Source organism: Ktedonobacter racemifer DSM 44963 (assembly GCF_000178855.1).
Lineage (GTDB): Bacteria > Chloroflexota > Ktedonobacteria > Ktedonobacterales > Ktedonobacteraceae > Ktedonobacter > Ktedonobacter racemifer.
In genome coordinates this window covers 1,380,345-1,395,963 of the sequence record NZ_ADVG01000001.1, presented here as the reverse complement: position 1 = coordinate 1,395,963, position 15,619 = coordinate 1,380,345, and the positions used below count along the sequence as shown (strand labels likewise).

Genomic DNA, 15,619 nt, shown 5'->3' with positions numbered 1-15,619 from the left:
AATATCTTGTACGACTCTAACGAACGACCCCGATATATTCAAGATCGCGAATGAGTTGTTGTGCTTCTTCTTGTGAACGACCCATCAAACGTGCAAGTTCGGCGCTATTTCGATTCCCATCAATGAGAAGGAGGAGGCGTCGATGATTGCGCGATAGGCCAGACCGCTCGATGAGCCGAAGGCTATCATTCATCTCATGAATGCGTTGAGGCGCGAGTTGCCCCGTTGTGGGGGGAGTGTACCTGGGTAGTGGTCCACTACCACCAGTATAAGGCGGCGCTTGATAGGGTGAAAGCTGCCTCAGCGCTAGCAGAGATGGATCGGTAACGGTTGTTTGAGGCCCGGTTACGCGATCAGTGTCGAAAGGAACAAACGTAAAAAAGCAGGATTTCCAGGTGGCGAATAGGCTGATAGCCTGTTGATCGCGTAGGTGCCCTAGACGGGCTTGCGAGATCTGTCCTCGGAAAAAGGTTATTTCGCCCTCCTCCGAGGCGGGGCCAGCCTCTTTTTGTACGGTGAGAAGTCCTGTCTTGCGGCCTAGTTGAATGACTTGAATAACGTTATTTAGGTTGTCGGTATGTGTTCCTCGTCGTGGGGGCATATTCAAACATCCATTGGTTAGTTGGATTGCACAAGAGATGATAGAACGCCCTAATCCTGCAAAAAAAGAGCAGGAGACGCTCTAAGTCTTCGTTCTCTTATGTGAGCATACCAAGCATAGCACAAAATGTACCTAAATTGAAAAAACTCTCCGCGGGAGTAGCCGAATCTCCTATTCCCATTGCCTGAAGAGCCTGTTTCTCTAGCTGGGTATCATATCTTATCAGATAAGAACGAATTTAAGCAGAGATTTTTACACATATTTATTGGTGTTTTTACGAAGTCATCTATTCTCAACGCCCTGGCTCGCAAGCTCGCCTTTAAAGAGTAGGGTGTGTGCATGAAAAAGTGGGCAATGCCCACTTTTTCATGCACACACCCTACTCTTTAAAGGCTGCAGGCACGAGTGCTTACGTTGATTGCAAACATCCTGAGTGAAAAAGGCAAGAAGCTAGCACTTTGTCAGTGAAACATGCGATAATAAACAAAACCAGTGCTGTGAGTTCGTGCTGCAAGAGTAGAGCACAAGGCACGACCTTAAAGCCCAGGATTGCTGTCTTAAAGTGTTGGGGAAATCGTTTGTTAGATTGGAAGTAGGGGGCATTGTTGGTCAGGTACCCCATGCCTGAAAGGGCAGGGGCTTGCGTTAGCAAGCCTGGACCTGTTCAGATTCAGCCATGAATCCTTTGTTTTGGCAGAGGGTTATCGGGCTACGATAGTCGGGAAGCGTTGAAGTCCTACCTACGGGTGCGTGCCAGCCTGTAGCTCTAGAATCTCTGGGTTAAACAGCAAAACGGGGTCTATGCCGTGCTCAGAGAACAGTACCGCCCACTATCATTATCGAGGCAACCATTACCCTAGCAATAGGAGGCTCAATTATGAGCAACGTGTTTGTGATTGATACGGATTATAACCCCTTAGATCCTGTGCATCCTGGATATGCGCGGCGTTTACTCAAGCAGGGGAAAGCCGCTGTGTACCGAAGATACCCGTTTACCATTGTGCTCAAACGAGTGGTAGAGGAACCACAGATGCAACCATTACGTTTGAAGCTTGATCCTGGTAGTAAAACCACTGGAATTGCTCTGGTTGATGATGGCAACGGCAAGGTCGTCTTTGCGGCTGAACTTGCTCATCGTGGTCATGCCATTAAGGAAAGCCTTGATGATCGTCGTGTGGTCCGTCGCAACCGACGCAACTGCAAAACTCGTTATAGAAAGCCCCGTTGGCAGAATCGAAGGCGCAAGAAGGGATGGTTGCCTCCCTCCTTAGAGAGTCGGATTGCCAATATTCTCACGTGGGTAGCGCGTTTGTGTCGCTTGGCTCCCATTACGGCTCTGAGCATGGAACTGGTCAAGTTTGACCTGCAACAGATAGAAAATCCTGATATTACAAGCGTCGAATATCAGCAAGGGACTCTTCAAGGCTATGAGGTGAGAGAATACTTGCTTGAAAAATGGGAACGGACTTGCGCGTATTGTAGCGTGCAAAACGTTCCCTTGCAAGTTGAGCATATTCATCCTCGTGCCAAGGGAGGAACGAGTCGTATCAGTAACTTGACCCTGGCATGTGAGCCTTGTAATAAGGCCAAAGATACCCTAGATATTACCGTCTTCCTTGCCAAGAAACCAGAGGTCCTCAAGCACATTCTTGCTCAGGTCAAGAGGCCACTCAAGGATGCGAGTGCGGTGAATGCCACGCGATGGGCTGTATTGCAGCGACTCAAAGCCTTGGGATTGCCGGTCGAGTGCGGCAGTGGTGGTTTGACAAAATATAACCGGACCACAAGAGGGTTGCCCAAAACGCATTGGCTGGATGCCGCGTGTGTGGGCAAAAGTACGCCTGTGGGACTCTCTCATACGGGAATTGTCCCCTTGCAGATCAAAGCGATGGGGCATGAATCACGGCAAATGTGTGTCGTTGACAAATATGGATTTCCCAAGCAACACAAACAACGCAAAAAGACGTTCCTTGGCTATCAAACAGGGGATATGATCAAAGCGATGACCCCCAAAGGGACATTTGAAGGGCGCATTGCTATTCGTCATCGACCGTCATTTCGGCTTGGGAAGAGAGATATCCACCCTAAATATCTGCGATGTGTCCATCGTGCTGACGGGTATGAATATATTCAGAAAGGAGTGCGTCATGCTCCTCCCCATGACTGAAGTGAGGGGCCTCGCATGACGCGATTCTATGATGGAGTCTCTAAACCTCTCCCAATTTTCTCGTCAGGACCCGGAGAAGAGAGAAGTGGGTGACAGCGCCCAACCACCGGAGCAACTAGCAGTTGGAGACCTTGCGCGCTGTTGCGCTGAGGAAACAACAAAATTTCTTAAACAGAGTACCTCAAATGACCGCTTTTGCCTTGAATTGTTTCGGCGTGCGATTATCAGACGCGATGAAGTTGCCTGGCAACATATATATCAGCAATATGCGCCGCTGGTACTGACGTGGGTGACGCAGCATCAGAGCGTGGTTCAACTGCTTGGGCAAGAAGGAGGAGCGTCCCTGGTGAATGCGGCCTTTGCCAAGTTCTCCCAGGCGCTGACACCAGCCAAAATCGGTAATTTTGATTCTTTGGCATCTGTATTAAAATATCTAAAAATGTGTGTGCATAGCGTGGTTGCCGACGAAGTACGTGCACGCCAGGCTCGTCAGTATGAGGAAACGCTTGAGGCAGTGGAGCATGAGCCATCAGGGAGCGATCCAGCCGATGATGTCGTTGCTCAGTTGTCGGCGCAGCGTCTCTGGGCAATTATCCAGGAAGAGCTGAACGGTGAGGACGAGCGTGTCTTGCTGTACCTGGCGTATGTGCAGGGGATGAAGCCGGGCGAAATTTGCGCGCAGTATCGTCGTCTCTTTCCCACCGTTGATGACGTGTACCGCATAAAGCGCAATGTGCTGGAGCGCTTACGGCGTAATCGGCGTTTGCGCAATCTCTTCCGGCAATAACGCCTGCAAAAGCAAATATGGTCATAGAGGCAAGGGAGCAGGGAAATTAAGAGGAAAAGCGCTAAAAAGGCTGCGTGCCTCGTTTACTTATAAAGAACAAGGGAGAGTTTACGACCGTCGCGTTCATCCTGCTTTGGACGTGGCGGTCCAGAATGTGGCATTTCTTAATCTGCCGAGAAGATCTTATTCCGAAACCCAACCTCCCATTCGGAGGGGCAAGCGTCACTTACGTGTCTAGCGCTTCGCGCTCAGGGTTTTCGGCGAAGAAGAATAGATATATCAACGTTACTCGTAGCCTGGTCGCTCTGAGCGTTCAAGAATGTCGTATTGGTTGCAGCATAAGCATAGCGCGCCATTCGCCAGCCAGGAGTGGCGCCTGAAAAAATCTTAGAGGGATCGAGGGGGCCTCATGGAGTGTTATGAACCGGGTGCGATTCGTGATGAGGAGATAATCGCATACCTTGCGGGTGAGAAAGTAAGGCCAGAGGTGAAAGCCCATATGGAGCGCTGCGCGAGTTGCGCACAGCGTTTCGGGACCTATCAACGCCTGGAGCATGTCTTACTGCAGAAGCTCTATCGCTGGGATTGCCCTTCTAACCAGATGTTAGGTGAATATCAGCTGGGGCTATGTAGTGCTGAGGACGAGGCGTTGATCAAGACTCATCTGAGCGCATGTGTATTGTGTTCCGCGGAAGTAGAGGCGCTCTCTACCTTCATGGCGCAAGAGGATCTGTTTGCCAGTCCGATTGTGGTCCCAGCCATGGCGGGCAATCATCGCACCTCAGTAGAGGAGGAGCAACGCTCAGTACTTGAGCGCCTGCTAGAGCCTGTGCAGGCGGGTGTGCGTCGCCTGGTGGCTACATTGGTGCCCATGCAGCCTGCGCTCTATAGTGTTCGAGGAGTCGCCTCTTCCTGGCCGCGTCGCTATACCGCTGAAGATATCAGCATCTCATTGCAGCTTGAGCGGGGGAGTCAGGAGAGTGGCGGCGCGCAACTGGTAGGATTTGTGACGCGTAAGGGCGCGACATTGCCAACCTTGCAGGGAACGCCGGTTGTACTGCTCGCGCGCGATGAGAAGAGTTCATATACGCAACATATTGACGACCTGGGTAACTTTATCTTCACTGCACTTGTCCCCACTACCTATACACTAGAGCTGCGTTTCCCGGAAGCCTGTGTGGTCATTGAAGAGGTTACCGTTGTTCTGGACGAGGATGGTTAGGGCATCTGGTCGATGGGTGTGAGCTATTTCGCGGGTCTGAGAGACCAGGAGAAGCTGCCGTAAAAGCAGGGGTCGAAGATGGCTCCTGTTTTTGGTGGTTTTTTGGGCTTCTAGAACGTTTGTAGGTATAAGCGTGGTGAGGAGGCTGGAAGGGTCATAGACATTTGCATGCATAGCGCTGGCGGAAGCATGACTGCTGCCAAAGGATTGTACAAAAATAAAGGATATGACTACTCAGGAACTTGCTGCGACATTGCTGAAGGCGAGCGAGGAGCAAGGGCCCAAATTACTACATCTTTACGTTCCTCATCTCACTGCCGCGGAACTCAACATGCTGGTTCATCGCCTGAAACGTGAAGCGGATCGCTATTGGAACAGTAACGTTGAACTCTCGTTTCGGCTCTCTGGCTACCTCCTGCTCATAGGCGAACTTACCAAAGATAGCTATTATCATGCGCTAGGTCTCTGGGCGCGTGGGGATGCATTGCGCCGTATGGAGCGTGACCAGGAGGCGTTGCCCTTTCTCGACGCGGCTGGAGAGGATTTTCTCGCGCTGGGCGACGAGGTAAGCTGGGCGCGGACACGCATTGGGCGTATTAACGCCTGCCTGCATCTCAACCGCATGACGGAGGCGCTCCGCGATGTGGCCGCGGCACGCGATATCTTTGTGCGGCATGGCAAGCTGGTGCGTGCGGGTCAGATAGACGTGAATGCCGCCATTATCAACTTCGAACTGGGCCAGTATGACGCGGCCCTGCGCGCGTTTGACCGGGCGATTGAAACCTATCAAATGTGTAACGAGGACGTTGAGCTGTATATCGCACGCGCGCGTGGTAACAAAGCCCTGGCCCTGGCAGCACAGGGGCGTTTTCGCGAGGCCGTCGAGATGCACAAGCAGGCACGCGCGACCTTTGAGCGCTATGGCCAGAGCGAGGAGATCTCGCTTGCGCGCGAGGACCTTAACATCGCCGAGATTTACGCGGCCCAGGGCCACTATAGCCAGGCCCTGCTGCTCTATAACCAGTGCCGGGAGACCTTTGAGCGCCACCAGATGCTCGAATCACGAGCCGAAGCTACACACCAGATGTGCGTCTGCTTACTGCGCTTAAACCGTTCGCGCGAAGCCTACGAACTGGCGGCCGAGGTAGTAGCATTTTTCCGTGCCACCTCGGCGCAACGCGATAACCTGGCGCGGGCCTTGATGCGTCAGGCCAGCGCCGCGATCCTGATGCGGCGTCACCAGGAGGCCGACGAATTGCTGCGCGAGGCAAGCGATCTGCTGGCCGAGGGTGGCTTTGTACGCTTATCGGCGCTGGCGCGTCTGCGCCGGGCAGACCTCTATTACGCCAATGGAGAGCTGGAGAAGAGCCTGCGCGAAGTGGAGTATGTCGCGGACATCTTCGCGGACCAGGAGGATTTGCCTAACCTGGCCTGGTCGATGTTGTTGCAGGCCTATATTGCCGAGGCCCAGCGTCAACTCCACACGGCCGAGCGCTTAAGCCATTATGCCCTGGATATCGCCATGGCTCAAGAGATGCTGGAACTTCGATATCTCTGCTATGATCTCCTGGGGCACCTGGCTGAGCTACACGGTGCTATCGACCAGGCCATGCAATACTATGATCGCGCCATTCAGGGGATTGACGAGGTGCAGAGTCGCCTGGTGTTGGAGGAGCGCGTAAGCTTTTTAGAGGGGAAGGGCGAGCTCTACAGGCGTGCGATGCTGCTGGCCTTGCAGGGGCAGGATGTTCCCAGAGCGCTGACGTATATTGAGAAGGCCAAGTCGCGTACCCTGGGTGATTACTTGCGCAATACCATTGATATCAAGTTTACCGCAAGGGACCGCCTGAGTGGGAGACTGCTCGAAGACCTGGAGCGCTTACGCGAAGAGCAGGCCTGGTATAGCTCGATTGTCTATGGTACCGAGGGTGATGTCAATCTCAGCGATACCGCGATACACCGCATACAGAGCATCGATCCCGCCCAGGCTCGCAAAGAGATGCTGCAACGTGAGCGGCGCATTGAGCACCTGCTCGAACAGGTCCAATTGCGCTCGATGAGCGATGTCATCGCGCAGCCGCAAAAGCAGTGGACGAACTCACTGGTCACACAGTTGGGGCCAAGAATACATTCGCAAACGTTGATACTGGAATACTACCTGGCGGGCCAGGACCTCTACATTTTTTGTCTCACGCGCGAAGGGATTGTCGTCAGGTGTCTACCGGGAGTCGTCACGCGCCTGGAGCGCCTCCTGGCATTGTTACGTACTAACTTTGACCTGGTGGCTCGCACTGTGGGCACACCAGAGCAGGCAAGCGTGTGCGAAGAGCTACAGGAGAATTGCCTGGGCCTGTTACAGCGGCTCTATGATATCCTCTTACATCCTGTAGAGGGGGCGCTCGCTGCCTGTCGTCACCTCGTGGTGGTGCCCTATGGCATGTTGCATTATCTCCCTTTTCACGCCCTCCTGGACGGCAAGCGCTTTGTTGTAGAGCGCGTTGAGGTATCATATCTTCCCTCGGTCTCGCTCTGGGATGTTTGTCGACAACGGGGGCTGAACACACAAATGCGCCTCGAGACCCTCACCAGTGCGCTGGTGCTGGGTTTTTCAGAGAATGGCTGGCTCCCCCAGGCTGTGCATGAAGCCGAGGTCGTTGCACAATTGCTGGGGGCTCAGCCAGCGGTACATGAGCAGGCGACCACAACGCTCTTGCAGCAGCGTGGAGCTAAGAGTCCCCTGGTGCATATCGCCGCGCACGGCCTCTTCCGCCTGGACGCACCCAATTTCTCCTCTATTCGCCTGGCTGATCGCCATTTGAGCACGATTGAGGTCTTCAACCTCGATCTCTCCTCCTGCTCGCTTGTGGTGCTTAGCGCCTGCGAGACTGGCCGCGCCGTGATTGGGGGTGTTGACGAAGTCATCGGGTTGGGGCGTGGCTTTCTGTATGCGGGCGCCGCCTCGCTCCTGCCCACCTTCTGGAAGGTTGAGGATGTCAGCAGCGCCGAATTGATGGAACTCTTTTATCGGGTGCTCTTGCGTGGTGAGCGCAAGGTAAGTGCGCTGGCGCAGGCCCAGCGCGATTTTATCACGCAAATGCGCGCCTCAGAGCGTCCCTACCGGGCGCATCCCTACTTCTGGGCGGCATTTCATTTAATTGGAGATGCTGGCCCCCTGGTCTCGCCAGGCATGGTAGAATGGGACAGGCAGGAATCGTCGCTCAGTGAGCGCTAGCAGCTAGCGTCTCCTGCCATGGTTACTGCTAGAACATTGCACCGAGATCTATGCGAATTGAGGGATGCCAACGTGATGAAGTACCTGGCGCCAGCCTATGTCTATACCTATGAGGGGTTGCAGAAAAATAAGCTCATCGCCATTGATGATGCTGGTTTGATCACGGCAATTATTGATAGTTCACAGGCGGTCGCACATGAGCAGATCGAGCCGCTACCCCAGATGCTTCTCCTGCCCGGTTTTGTGAATGTGCATAGCCATGTATTTCAGCGCCAGTTGCGTGGCCATACGCATCGCCCGCTCTCCCGGCAGGATACGTTCTGGACCTGGAGGCGTGGCATGTATGCCGAGGCCCAGCGCTTGACGCCGGAACTCCTCTATGAGGAGGCGCGAGAGGCATATCGCGAAATGCTAGCGGCGGGCTATACCAGTGTCGGCGAGTTCCACTATGTGCATCACCAGGTTGATGGCAGGCCCTATGATCGCCCGAATGCGATGTCTGAAGCAATCCTACAAGCGGGGAAAGATGCAGGGATGCGCGTGGTACTCTTAATGACCGCCTATGCACGTGGAGGCTTTCAGCAGGCGTTGGAGGCGGGGCAAAAGCGCTTCTGCGACGCCACGATAGAGCAGTACCTGGCGCGCGTTGACGCGCTGCGCCAGCAGGGATACCAGGTTGGAGTCGCGCCCCACTCGGTCCGGGCCGTGCCGGGGGAGTGGTTTCGCGCCATTGCTGGGTATAGTCGTGAGCATAACCTGCCGCTACATGTACATGCCTGCGAGCAGGTGGCTGAGATCGAGCAATGTCGCACCGCTCATGGCTGTCGCCCAATCGAGCTTTTAGAACGCTACGAAGCCCTCTCACCTCGAACGACGATCGTTCATGCCACCCATGCCACCGAGCACGAGCTCGATATCCTGGCCCAGTATGGCAGCACGGTGTGTGTCTGCCCAACGACCGAGGGTGACCTGGGGGATGGAATCGCCCCCTATGAAGACCTGCGTGCGCGCGAGATTTCCCTGACTATTGGTTCGGATAGTAACACGCGCCTGGACCCTCTAGAGGAGCTGCGCTGGGCCGAGTATAGCGCGCGCATGCGTTATCAGCGACGGCGCGTGCTCGTCGCTGATGAGCTAGCGGCCCCCGGCCCGCTCTTGCTGGACTATGGTACGCGACGCGGGGCCGCCGCTCTGGCAATACAGAGTGGCGAGATCGCTCCTGACCAGGCGGCTGACTTTGTGGCTATCGACCTGGAACATCGACAGATGCGTGGCTGGAGTGAGGAGGACCTGCTGGATACGCTCTTCTTTGGCGCATCCTCTGAGGTCATTGCGCAGACATGGGTACAGGGAGCGTGTGTATATCGGCGTAACGCGTGATATTAATGGTAAATTAACTGAAAGGTGGACCGATTTTACCCTGAAGGGTGGGAATTTACCCTGAAGGGTGGAGTGCGCCTGCAAGGCTTTATGGAGTTGCTCAAAAGAGCAGCAATTGAAGAGTGGTGCTAGGGTTAGGCGGCATGCGTCTGGAAACGGCATTTCCGGGGGTGTGAAGCCCGCTGATAACGCCCGACCAACTTAGTCAGAAGGGAAAGAAGGGCAAACCCTGTGATCTATGCTGACGAGAGGAACCTTCATCTGAAGCGTCGTGATCAGTGAAGAGTGAAACTGGCTGACACACTCTGACCAAAATGGTATCGCGACTGCCCAGATATGTTCCACCGATATCTGGGACTCTTCCTTTGTTCGCGCGGCGTATAGAAGGCAGCTACGGATCACTATAACTCCATAAGGAGAAAGACAGGGAACTCTCAAACCGCTTTACCCGAAAGGGATGCGAGAATGCCAGCATGCGGGAGAGAGGGCGGCGGCGGCGTAGTAGTCAAATGCCAGCCTGTAATGGGCTGGACAGGGCGAAGGTTCGCCAGGGAAAGGAACCTGAAGAGAGAAGAAATGGATGAACCAGAGAAAGCAAATGACGGTCAGAGTAGTGGAGCCTTGTTCTCCGGCATAGCGGGGGACTCCATGCAACAGGTGAAGCTGTGCTCTGGCTGGTGCGCTCTGGGGGGGTAAAACCCCAATCCATCGACTCCCCCTGAGGTACACGTAAGAGTGTTTATCCGAGTACTGGAACGCCGGATGCGGTGAAAGTCGCATGTCCGGTGTGGACGGGGGGAAAGGGCGTAAGCTCCTACCTATCCGTACACTTGATGCTTCGATGCCTGGAAAAGCCGCTCCAAATCCGGGGTAGAAGTCAGAAATGTTGTAAATAAATTGCTTGCGTGCCTCTGGCTCTGGCGTCCTTGTCTGTAAATTTGGGGATTTTGTGAGTCTGGCCCAATTGAAGTGAATGATATTGTCGAGTTTATTGAAGACCTTATCACCTCAATTGGGCCAGACTCATCTCTCACTTATGGAAGTACATGTGAGGATGAAAGGAACGGCTCCGGGCGGCTCTCCAACTGGCGTTGGAGAAAAGCCAGCTTGTCGGGATTCAACAGGGTATGCAGTCCAACGATGACATTGTCGCGGATATCGAGCGTCTGTACCCAGTTGAGATGCCCGTCGCTCCAGGATAAAATCGCGGGCGCGCCATTGATCTCTTCTATAAAAAGCACGTTGTCTGCGGGCACGCGGTGCATCGCGGAGATAAAGCGCTTGGCAACCAGCTCCTGACCAGATATGGGGTACAGGCTCGCGCGAACCTTGCCACCACCATCAGCCCAAGTCGTGACATCGCTGGCCAACAGTTTCGTCAGGGTCGCAAGGTCGCCAGATTTGCAGGCTGCGACAAAGGACTCGGTGAGTTGGCGCTGATTGGCGGACTCGACAGAGACACGGTGGCGTTTCTCCGCGACGTGGCTTTTGGCGCGATGAAAGAGCTGACGACAATTTTCCGGGGTTTTCTCGATGATCTCGGCGATTTCCGCGAAGGAGTAATCAAACACCTCATGGAGAAGGAAGACGGCGCGTTCTGGGGGCGTCAACGCCTCTAGGAGCACGAGAAAGGCCAGTGAAATGGTCTCTTGCTGCTCATAGGCTTCCTCTAACGACTCACCCTCAGGCAGAGCAGTGAGGATAGGCTCAGGGAGCCAAACCCCAATATATTCTTCACGCTGCGCGTGGGCGGATTTCAGATAGTTGAGGCTGAGATTAGTGACAATCGTGGTGAGATACGCTTTGGGCGATTGAACGGCGGCCCGATCTGCCTGTTGGTAGCGCAGGTAGGCATCCTGAACAATATCTTCAGCTTGGCTAGCATAGCCAGTCATACGGTAGGCAATGGAGAAGAGGAGGGGTTGATAGGTTTGGATTTGATCCATAGAGTTTTTCCGCAAGCGCTCCTTAAAATAGTCGATTTTCTCTTTTATCATACGTCAGCGCAAGCGTTTTCCGCAATTTTTGCCGTGACGAAAAAAGACGCCGCTCTGTTGTCACGTTTTTGTGGGCTCACTTGTCTCCATTCCAGAAAGCACTTAAAAAGCAATCACGCAAAAACGAAAGAAACAATAAAGAGGAGCAAAGCATGAATATTTTTGTAACAGGTGCAACTGGTGTGTTAGGCAAAACCCTTGTCCCCAAATTAGTCGCCGCAGGGCATACGGTTTCGGCGATGAGCCGCACACCTGAGAACGATGATCGCTTGCGACGTGCAGGGGCGCATCCGGTGCAGGTGGACCTCTTTGATGTCGAGGCACTCAAGCAGGTGTTGGCTGGTCACGAGGCCATCTACCACCTGGCGACGAAAATCCCCCCCGCGACGCAGATAGGGCGGCGTTCGGCCTGGCTGGAGAATGATCGCCTGCGCCGGGATGGGGCACGCAACCTTGTCGAAGCCGCGCTGGCCGTGGGCACGGTCCAGACAATCATCTATCCCAGCTTCAATTTTCTCTACCCAAGCAGCGGCAATACCTGGTTGGATGCCCAGGCAACTCCCGTCAAAACGGCAACCCTTTCCTCAACCGTCGAGGCTGAGGAGGCTGTGGCGCGCTTCGCAGAAAGCGATCCGACCAAGCAGCGCCGCGGGATCTCGCTGCGGCTGGGCTCATTTTACGGGCCGGAAGCGCCTTCAAGCTGGGAGATGTTGGACTACGCGCGCAAAGGGATTGGTGCTCTTCCCGGTGCACGTGCTGGCTATCTACCACAAATCTGGTTGCAGGATGCCATCAGTGCTCTGCTGCTTGCGCTGACCGAACCGGTGCCTTCCGGCGTCTATGACATTGTCGATGATGAGCCTGTGACGCGCGCACAGATGTTCACGCTCCTTGCTCACGCTGTCGGTCGCAAACGTCTGCTGGTCCTGCCGGATCTGCTGATGCGCCTGATGACGGGGGCCAAGTATGCCGATATCAGCCGCAGTCTGCGCATCTCCAATCGTTTGTTCAAAGCAGTCAGTAGCTGGCAACCCACCGTCCCCAATGCGCGAATAGGTTGGGATCTGATGGCACAGATGCAGAACAAGTAGGAGGGAACAATGGCAGTCGAAGAACATAAGAAAAACGATGAAGCAGTAATCCAAGGACTCCTAGACGATTGCATCAGATCGCTTCATGACAAGAATATCGAAGGCATCATGTCTCTCTACGCGCCGGAGGTCGTGTCGTTCGACATCGTGCCCCCGCTGCGATATGTGAGAGCAGATGCATTCAGAAACGTTTGGGAAGAAGTATTCTCGTCGTTCCAGGGTCCGATCGGCTATGAAATGCACGACCCCACCATTACTGTGGGCTATGACGTTGCATTCGCCCACAGCCTCAACCAGATAAGCGGAACCATGAACACCGGGCAGAAGACCGATCTCTGGCTGCGTTGGACCGCCTGCTTCCGTAAGATCAATGGCACGTGGCTGATCGTGCATCATCAGAACTCGGTGCCTGTCGATCTGCAGCATGGCAAAGCGGTGCTCGACCTCAAGCCATAGGAAACTGGCTCAATCTTGGTGAAAGCATATCAGCAAGAAAAGCATGGCGCTTCATTCTCTGCGGAGAAAAAGAAGCGCTACCCCAGATAAGCTCATCATATAAAGTTGATAATTAAATGGGTGGATTGTCAAAATTTCCGCTCACAGAATTCCAAAATTTACAATGACAGGCCCGAAAGGACCGAGGTAACCGTCAAGGAGAGAACTCATGAACCTCACTCTGTGGATCATCGCTGGCCTGCTGTCCGCTGTCTTCCTACTTGCGGGCGCTAACAAGCTGTTCATCTCTCAGGAGAAACTGGCCAAGGCTCCTGGCGGGGGATGGGTCTTGGATTTCAGCGCCGGCTTCGTCAAGGCCCTCGGAGCAGTCGAGATCCTGGGCGCCGTCGGCCTGATCCTGCCTGCCCTGCTCAACATCGCACCGATCCTGGTGCCGCTGGCGGCCGTCGGTCTGGCGTTGATCATGGTCGGTGCGGCGATCGTGACGTTCCGCCGTCAAGAGTTCAAGCACATGCTGTTGAACCTGACCTATCTCGCCCTGGCCGCCTTCGTTGCGTGGGGCCGCTTCTGGTAAAAGACCTGAAGGATCGAACGAAAATGCAGGTCTGAGCACCTCTGTGTCGAACCTTCGCCCCTAAAAATTTTTGGCTGAATATTCGACGCAGAGGCAATCCACGCTCAATTTCCGTCAAACCTTCAGCCAAATTACCACTTACAGATTGCTTGCTTGATATATCGAGCAGGATGTTTCTTTAGGGAGTGTGCTCTTTGTGCAGGGCAAGCAAGCCGTAATCCCCAAATCTGTTACTGGTGGCGAAGTCAAAAATCATGCTCCATGTCAGACACTCCGTCATATGAGTGTTGACAGGGGTGGTCACTCAATTTGAGCAAAAAACGAAAGCTTCTTTGGGCTTATAAAGCCGACTCAGACAGTTGACCTCCTGGCGTTTTTGCTCATTTCGACTGCCCACGGGCGTCAATACTCATGTGACGAGGTGTCCCATGTCAGCTTGAATTCATTGAATCCCAAGCGTGAACATCGACTTCGCCACCAGTAATAAATCTGGCTATGAGCCGAATAATGTTGGGATTTACAGATAGAGTTGCAACAGGGTGATAGAGTACGCGTAGTAGTGCGCCTTTGTGCCACAAATGTCTCCCTTACCCGTCGGGGTAAGCTCACTAGAGCAAGGTGAGTAACACAGCGACTTACCCGTTCTCATAGAGAGCGGGGACACCTTCACCCGAAAGGCGTGGGGGGAAAATAGCATGTCGTGTCAAAGGTGAGTGAAGCTCCAGTCCCAGGAGCCAGAGGCTCATCAGTGAAGCTGTATAGGGTGAAGTCTTGATTGGCTGAATTCAAGTCACGGCGGAAATGGAGCAGCCCACAGGAGAAGGGACTATCGCCTGTGTCCAACGTGTAGGGGAACGGTACTACTTTCCCTACAAGCTCTCGTTGGAGCCAGCCCTCACGGAGAGGGAAATGACGAAATGGGCACCTACGTACAGACTGAGACATTTGATGGAACTAAGGGATCGCCTAAACCCCGTAAGGGGCATGGTGACGGAGCGACCATACGAGTTGGGTATGTACCCAGCAAAGGGTTGCAGGAGGCCACACTCAAAAATGGTGGTTGACACGGATGTGTCAGAAGACCACTGTGGGAGTGGTGTTGAAAAGACACTGGCCTCTGGAGAGCTTCATGCATCGAAAGGGTGCACGTGGAGTTCGGAGGGGAGGGGTTGATGCTCCCGAGCAATCGGGACTTGGCCTCTTACCCTACCTCAACGGGCAAGTTATATCAATTCATCATTGAGCAAAGGGAGAAACACATGGAAGAACGAGACGAACGAGACGCGGCAGAGGTCGGTGAATGTTCCTTTCTCGGTAGGCAGGCCGTGGGCGGGAAACCCACACACACGGAATCGAAGGAGGACAGGGGAACCGGGTCGGAATCGACACCGCGCCTCCAACTACCCATGCCAGACCTTCAGTTGGTCCGCCACGCGCCAGCCCTGCTTGCGTTCGAGCGGGAGAATCGGGCCTACTTCGCGGCGTCGGTGCCGGATCGGGGGGACGAGTTCTTCGCCGAGTTCGACACGCGGCATGCGCAACTGCTCGAGTGGCAGGCCGCCAGGACGGATTACTTCCACCTGCTGGTGGCCGAGCGCGGCGAGGTGGTGGGGCGGGTGAACCTGGCCGAAGTGGCAGACGGGGCGGCGGAGCTCGGGTACCGGATCGCGCAGAAGGCCGCGGGGCAGGGACTGGCCACAGCGGCGGTGCGCAAGGTGCGCGAGCTCGCCGCCACAGAGTACGGACTCACCAGGCTGCGCGCGAGGGTCACGCTGGACAATCCGGCCTCGCGCAAGGTGCTTGAACACAACGGATTCGTCGCCGGAGGTTCGCTAACGCTCAACGGCAAGCCAGCCATGTCCTACATCTGCGAGCTCCGGTGACGCAACGCACTCGCCGTATGACCAACCGTCAGATCACGAACGAGAACTGGAGTACTAGGCCGCGGAGACCTTCTGACCTTCAGTGCAAATTGTACGGATAGGTAGGAGCTTACGCCCTTTCCCCCCGTCCACACCGGACATGCGACTTTCACCGCATCCGGCGTTCCAGTACTCGGATAAACACTCTTACGTGTACCTCAGGGGGAGTCGATGGATTGGGGTTTTACCC

The 15,619-nt window shown here is 54.5% G+C and carries 11 protein-coding genes; 9 read left to right on the top strand and 2 right to left on the bottom strand.

Features of this window, described 5'->3' with window-relative positions; genetic code table 11:
* Nucleotides 1-16 precede the first annotated feature (16 nt).
* Entirely contained in the window at nucleotides 17-601 is a 585-nt protein-coding gene (locus tag KRAC_RS06140) for a DUF4388 domain-containing protein (RefSeq protein ID WP_007905318.1), read from the bottom strand.
* Between the two features lie 877 nt (nucleotides 602-1,478).
* On the opposite strand from KRAC_RS06140, the gene iscB reads away from it, so the two are divergent.
* The 5 genes from iscB to KRAC_RS06115 all read left to right on the top strand — a co-directional run bounded on the left by iscB (nucleotide 1,479) and on the right by KRAC_RS06115 (nucleotide 9,389).
* The gene (iscB, locus tag KRAC_RS06135; protein WP_007905315.1) at nucleotides 1,479-2,768 is read left to right on the top strand and encodes an RNA-guided endonuclease IscB; all 1,290 of its coding nucleotides are present in this window, start codon (nucleotides 1,479-1,481) and stop codon (nucleotides 2,766-2,768) included.
* A 28-nt stretch (nucleotides 2,769-2,796) separates the two neighbouring features.
* Nucleotides 2,797-3,555, top strand: a complete 759-nt coding sequence (locus tag KRAC_RS06130) for an RNA polymerase sigma factor (protein WP_007905314.1) — start codon at nucleotides 2,797-2,799, stop codon at nucleotides 3,553-3,555.
* 409 nt (nucleotides 3,556-3,964) lie between these two features.
* On the top strand, nucleotides 3,965-4,777 hold the full coding sequence (locus KRAC_RS06125) for an anti-sigma factor (protein WP_007905313.1): 813 nt from the start codon (nucleotides 3,965-3,967) through the stop codon (nucleotides 4,775-4,777).
* A gap of 226 nt (nucleotides 4,778-5,003) precedes the next feature.
* A complete protein-coding gene (locus tag KRAC_RS06120) occupies nucleotides 5,004-8,009 on the top strand; it encodes a CHAT domain-containing protein (RefSeq protein WP_007905311.1) in 3,006 nt (1,001 codons plus the stop codon).
* Nucleotides 8,010-8,084: 75 nt separating this feature from the next.
* Nucleotides 8,085-9,389, top strand: a complete 1,305-nt coding sequence (locus KRAC_RS06115) for a formimidoylglutamate deiminase (RefSeq protein WP_007905310.1) — start codon at nucleotides 8,085-8,087, stop codon at nucleotides 9,387-9,389.
* A 1,034-nt stretch (nucleotides 9,390-10,423) separates the two neighbouring features.
* Here KRAC_RS06115 and KRAC_RS06105 read toward each other — a convergent pair.
* Nucleotides 10,424-11,335: an RNA polymerase sigma-70 factor gene (locus tag KRAC_RS06105; protein WP_040441996.1), complete on the bottom strand. Its 912-nt coding sequence runs from the start codon at nucleotides 11,333-11,335 to the stop codon at nucleotides 10,424-10,426.
* A gap of 203 nt (nucleotides 11,336-11,538) precedes the next feature.
* Between KRAC_RS06105 and KRAC_RS06100 the strand changes: the two genes are divergently transcribed.
* The 4 genes from KRAC_RS06100 to KRAC_RS06080 all read left to right on the top strand — a co-directional run bounded on the left by KRAC_RS06100 (nucleotide 11,539) and on the right by KRAC_RS06080 (nucleotide 15,390).
* Nucleotides 11,539-12,477 carry an NAD-dependent epimerase/dehydratase family protein gene (locus KRAC_RS06100; protein WP_007905307.1) on the top strand — a complete coding sequence of 313 codons (939 nt, stop codon included), beginning with the start codon at nucleotides 11,539-11,541 and terminating at the stop codon, nucleotides 12,475-12,477.
* Nucleotides 12,478-12,486: 9 nt separating this feature from the next.
* Complete coding sequence (locus KRAC_RS06095) at nucleotides 12,487-12,933, top strand: YybH family protein (protein WP_007905306.1); 447 nt, start codon at nucleotides 12,487-12,489, stop codon at nucleotides 12,931-12,933.
* Between the two features lie 208 nt (nucleotides 12,934-13,141).
* A complete protein-coding gene (locus KRAC_RS06090; RefSeq protein ID WP_007905305.1) occupies nucleotides 13,142-13,507 on the top strand; it encodes a DoxX family protein in 366 nt (121 codons plus the stop codon).
* A gap of 1,259 nt (nucleotides 13,508-14,766) precedes the next feature.
* Nucleotides 14,767-15,390: a GNAT family N-acetyltransferase gene (locus tag KRAC_RS06080; RefSeq protein WP_244421972.1), complete on the top strand. Its 624-nt coding sequence runs from the start codon at nucleotides 14,767-14,769 to the stop codon at nucleotides 15,388-15,390.
* Nucleotides 15,391-15,619: the final 229 nt, after the last annotated feature.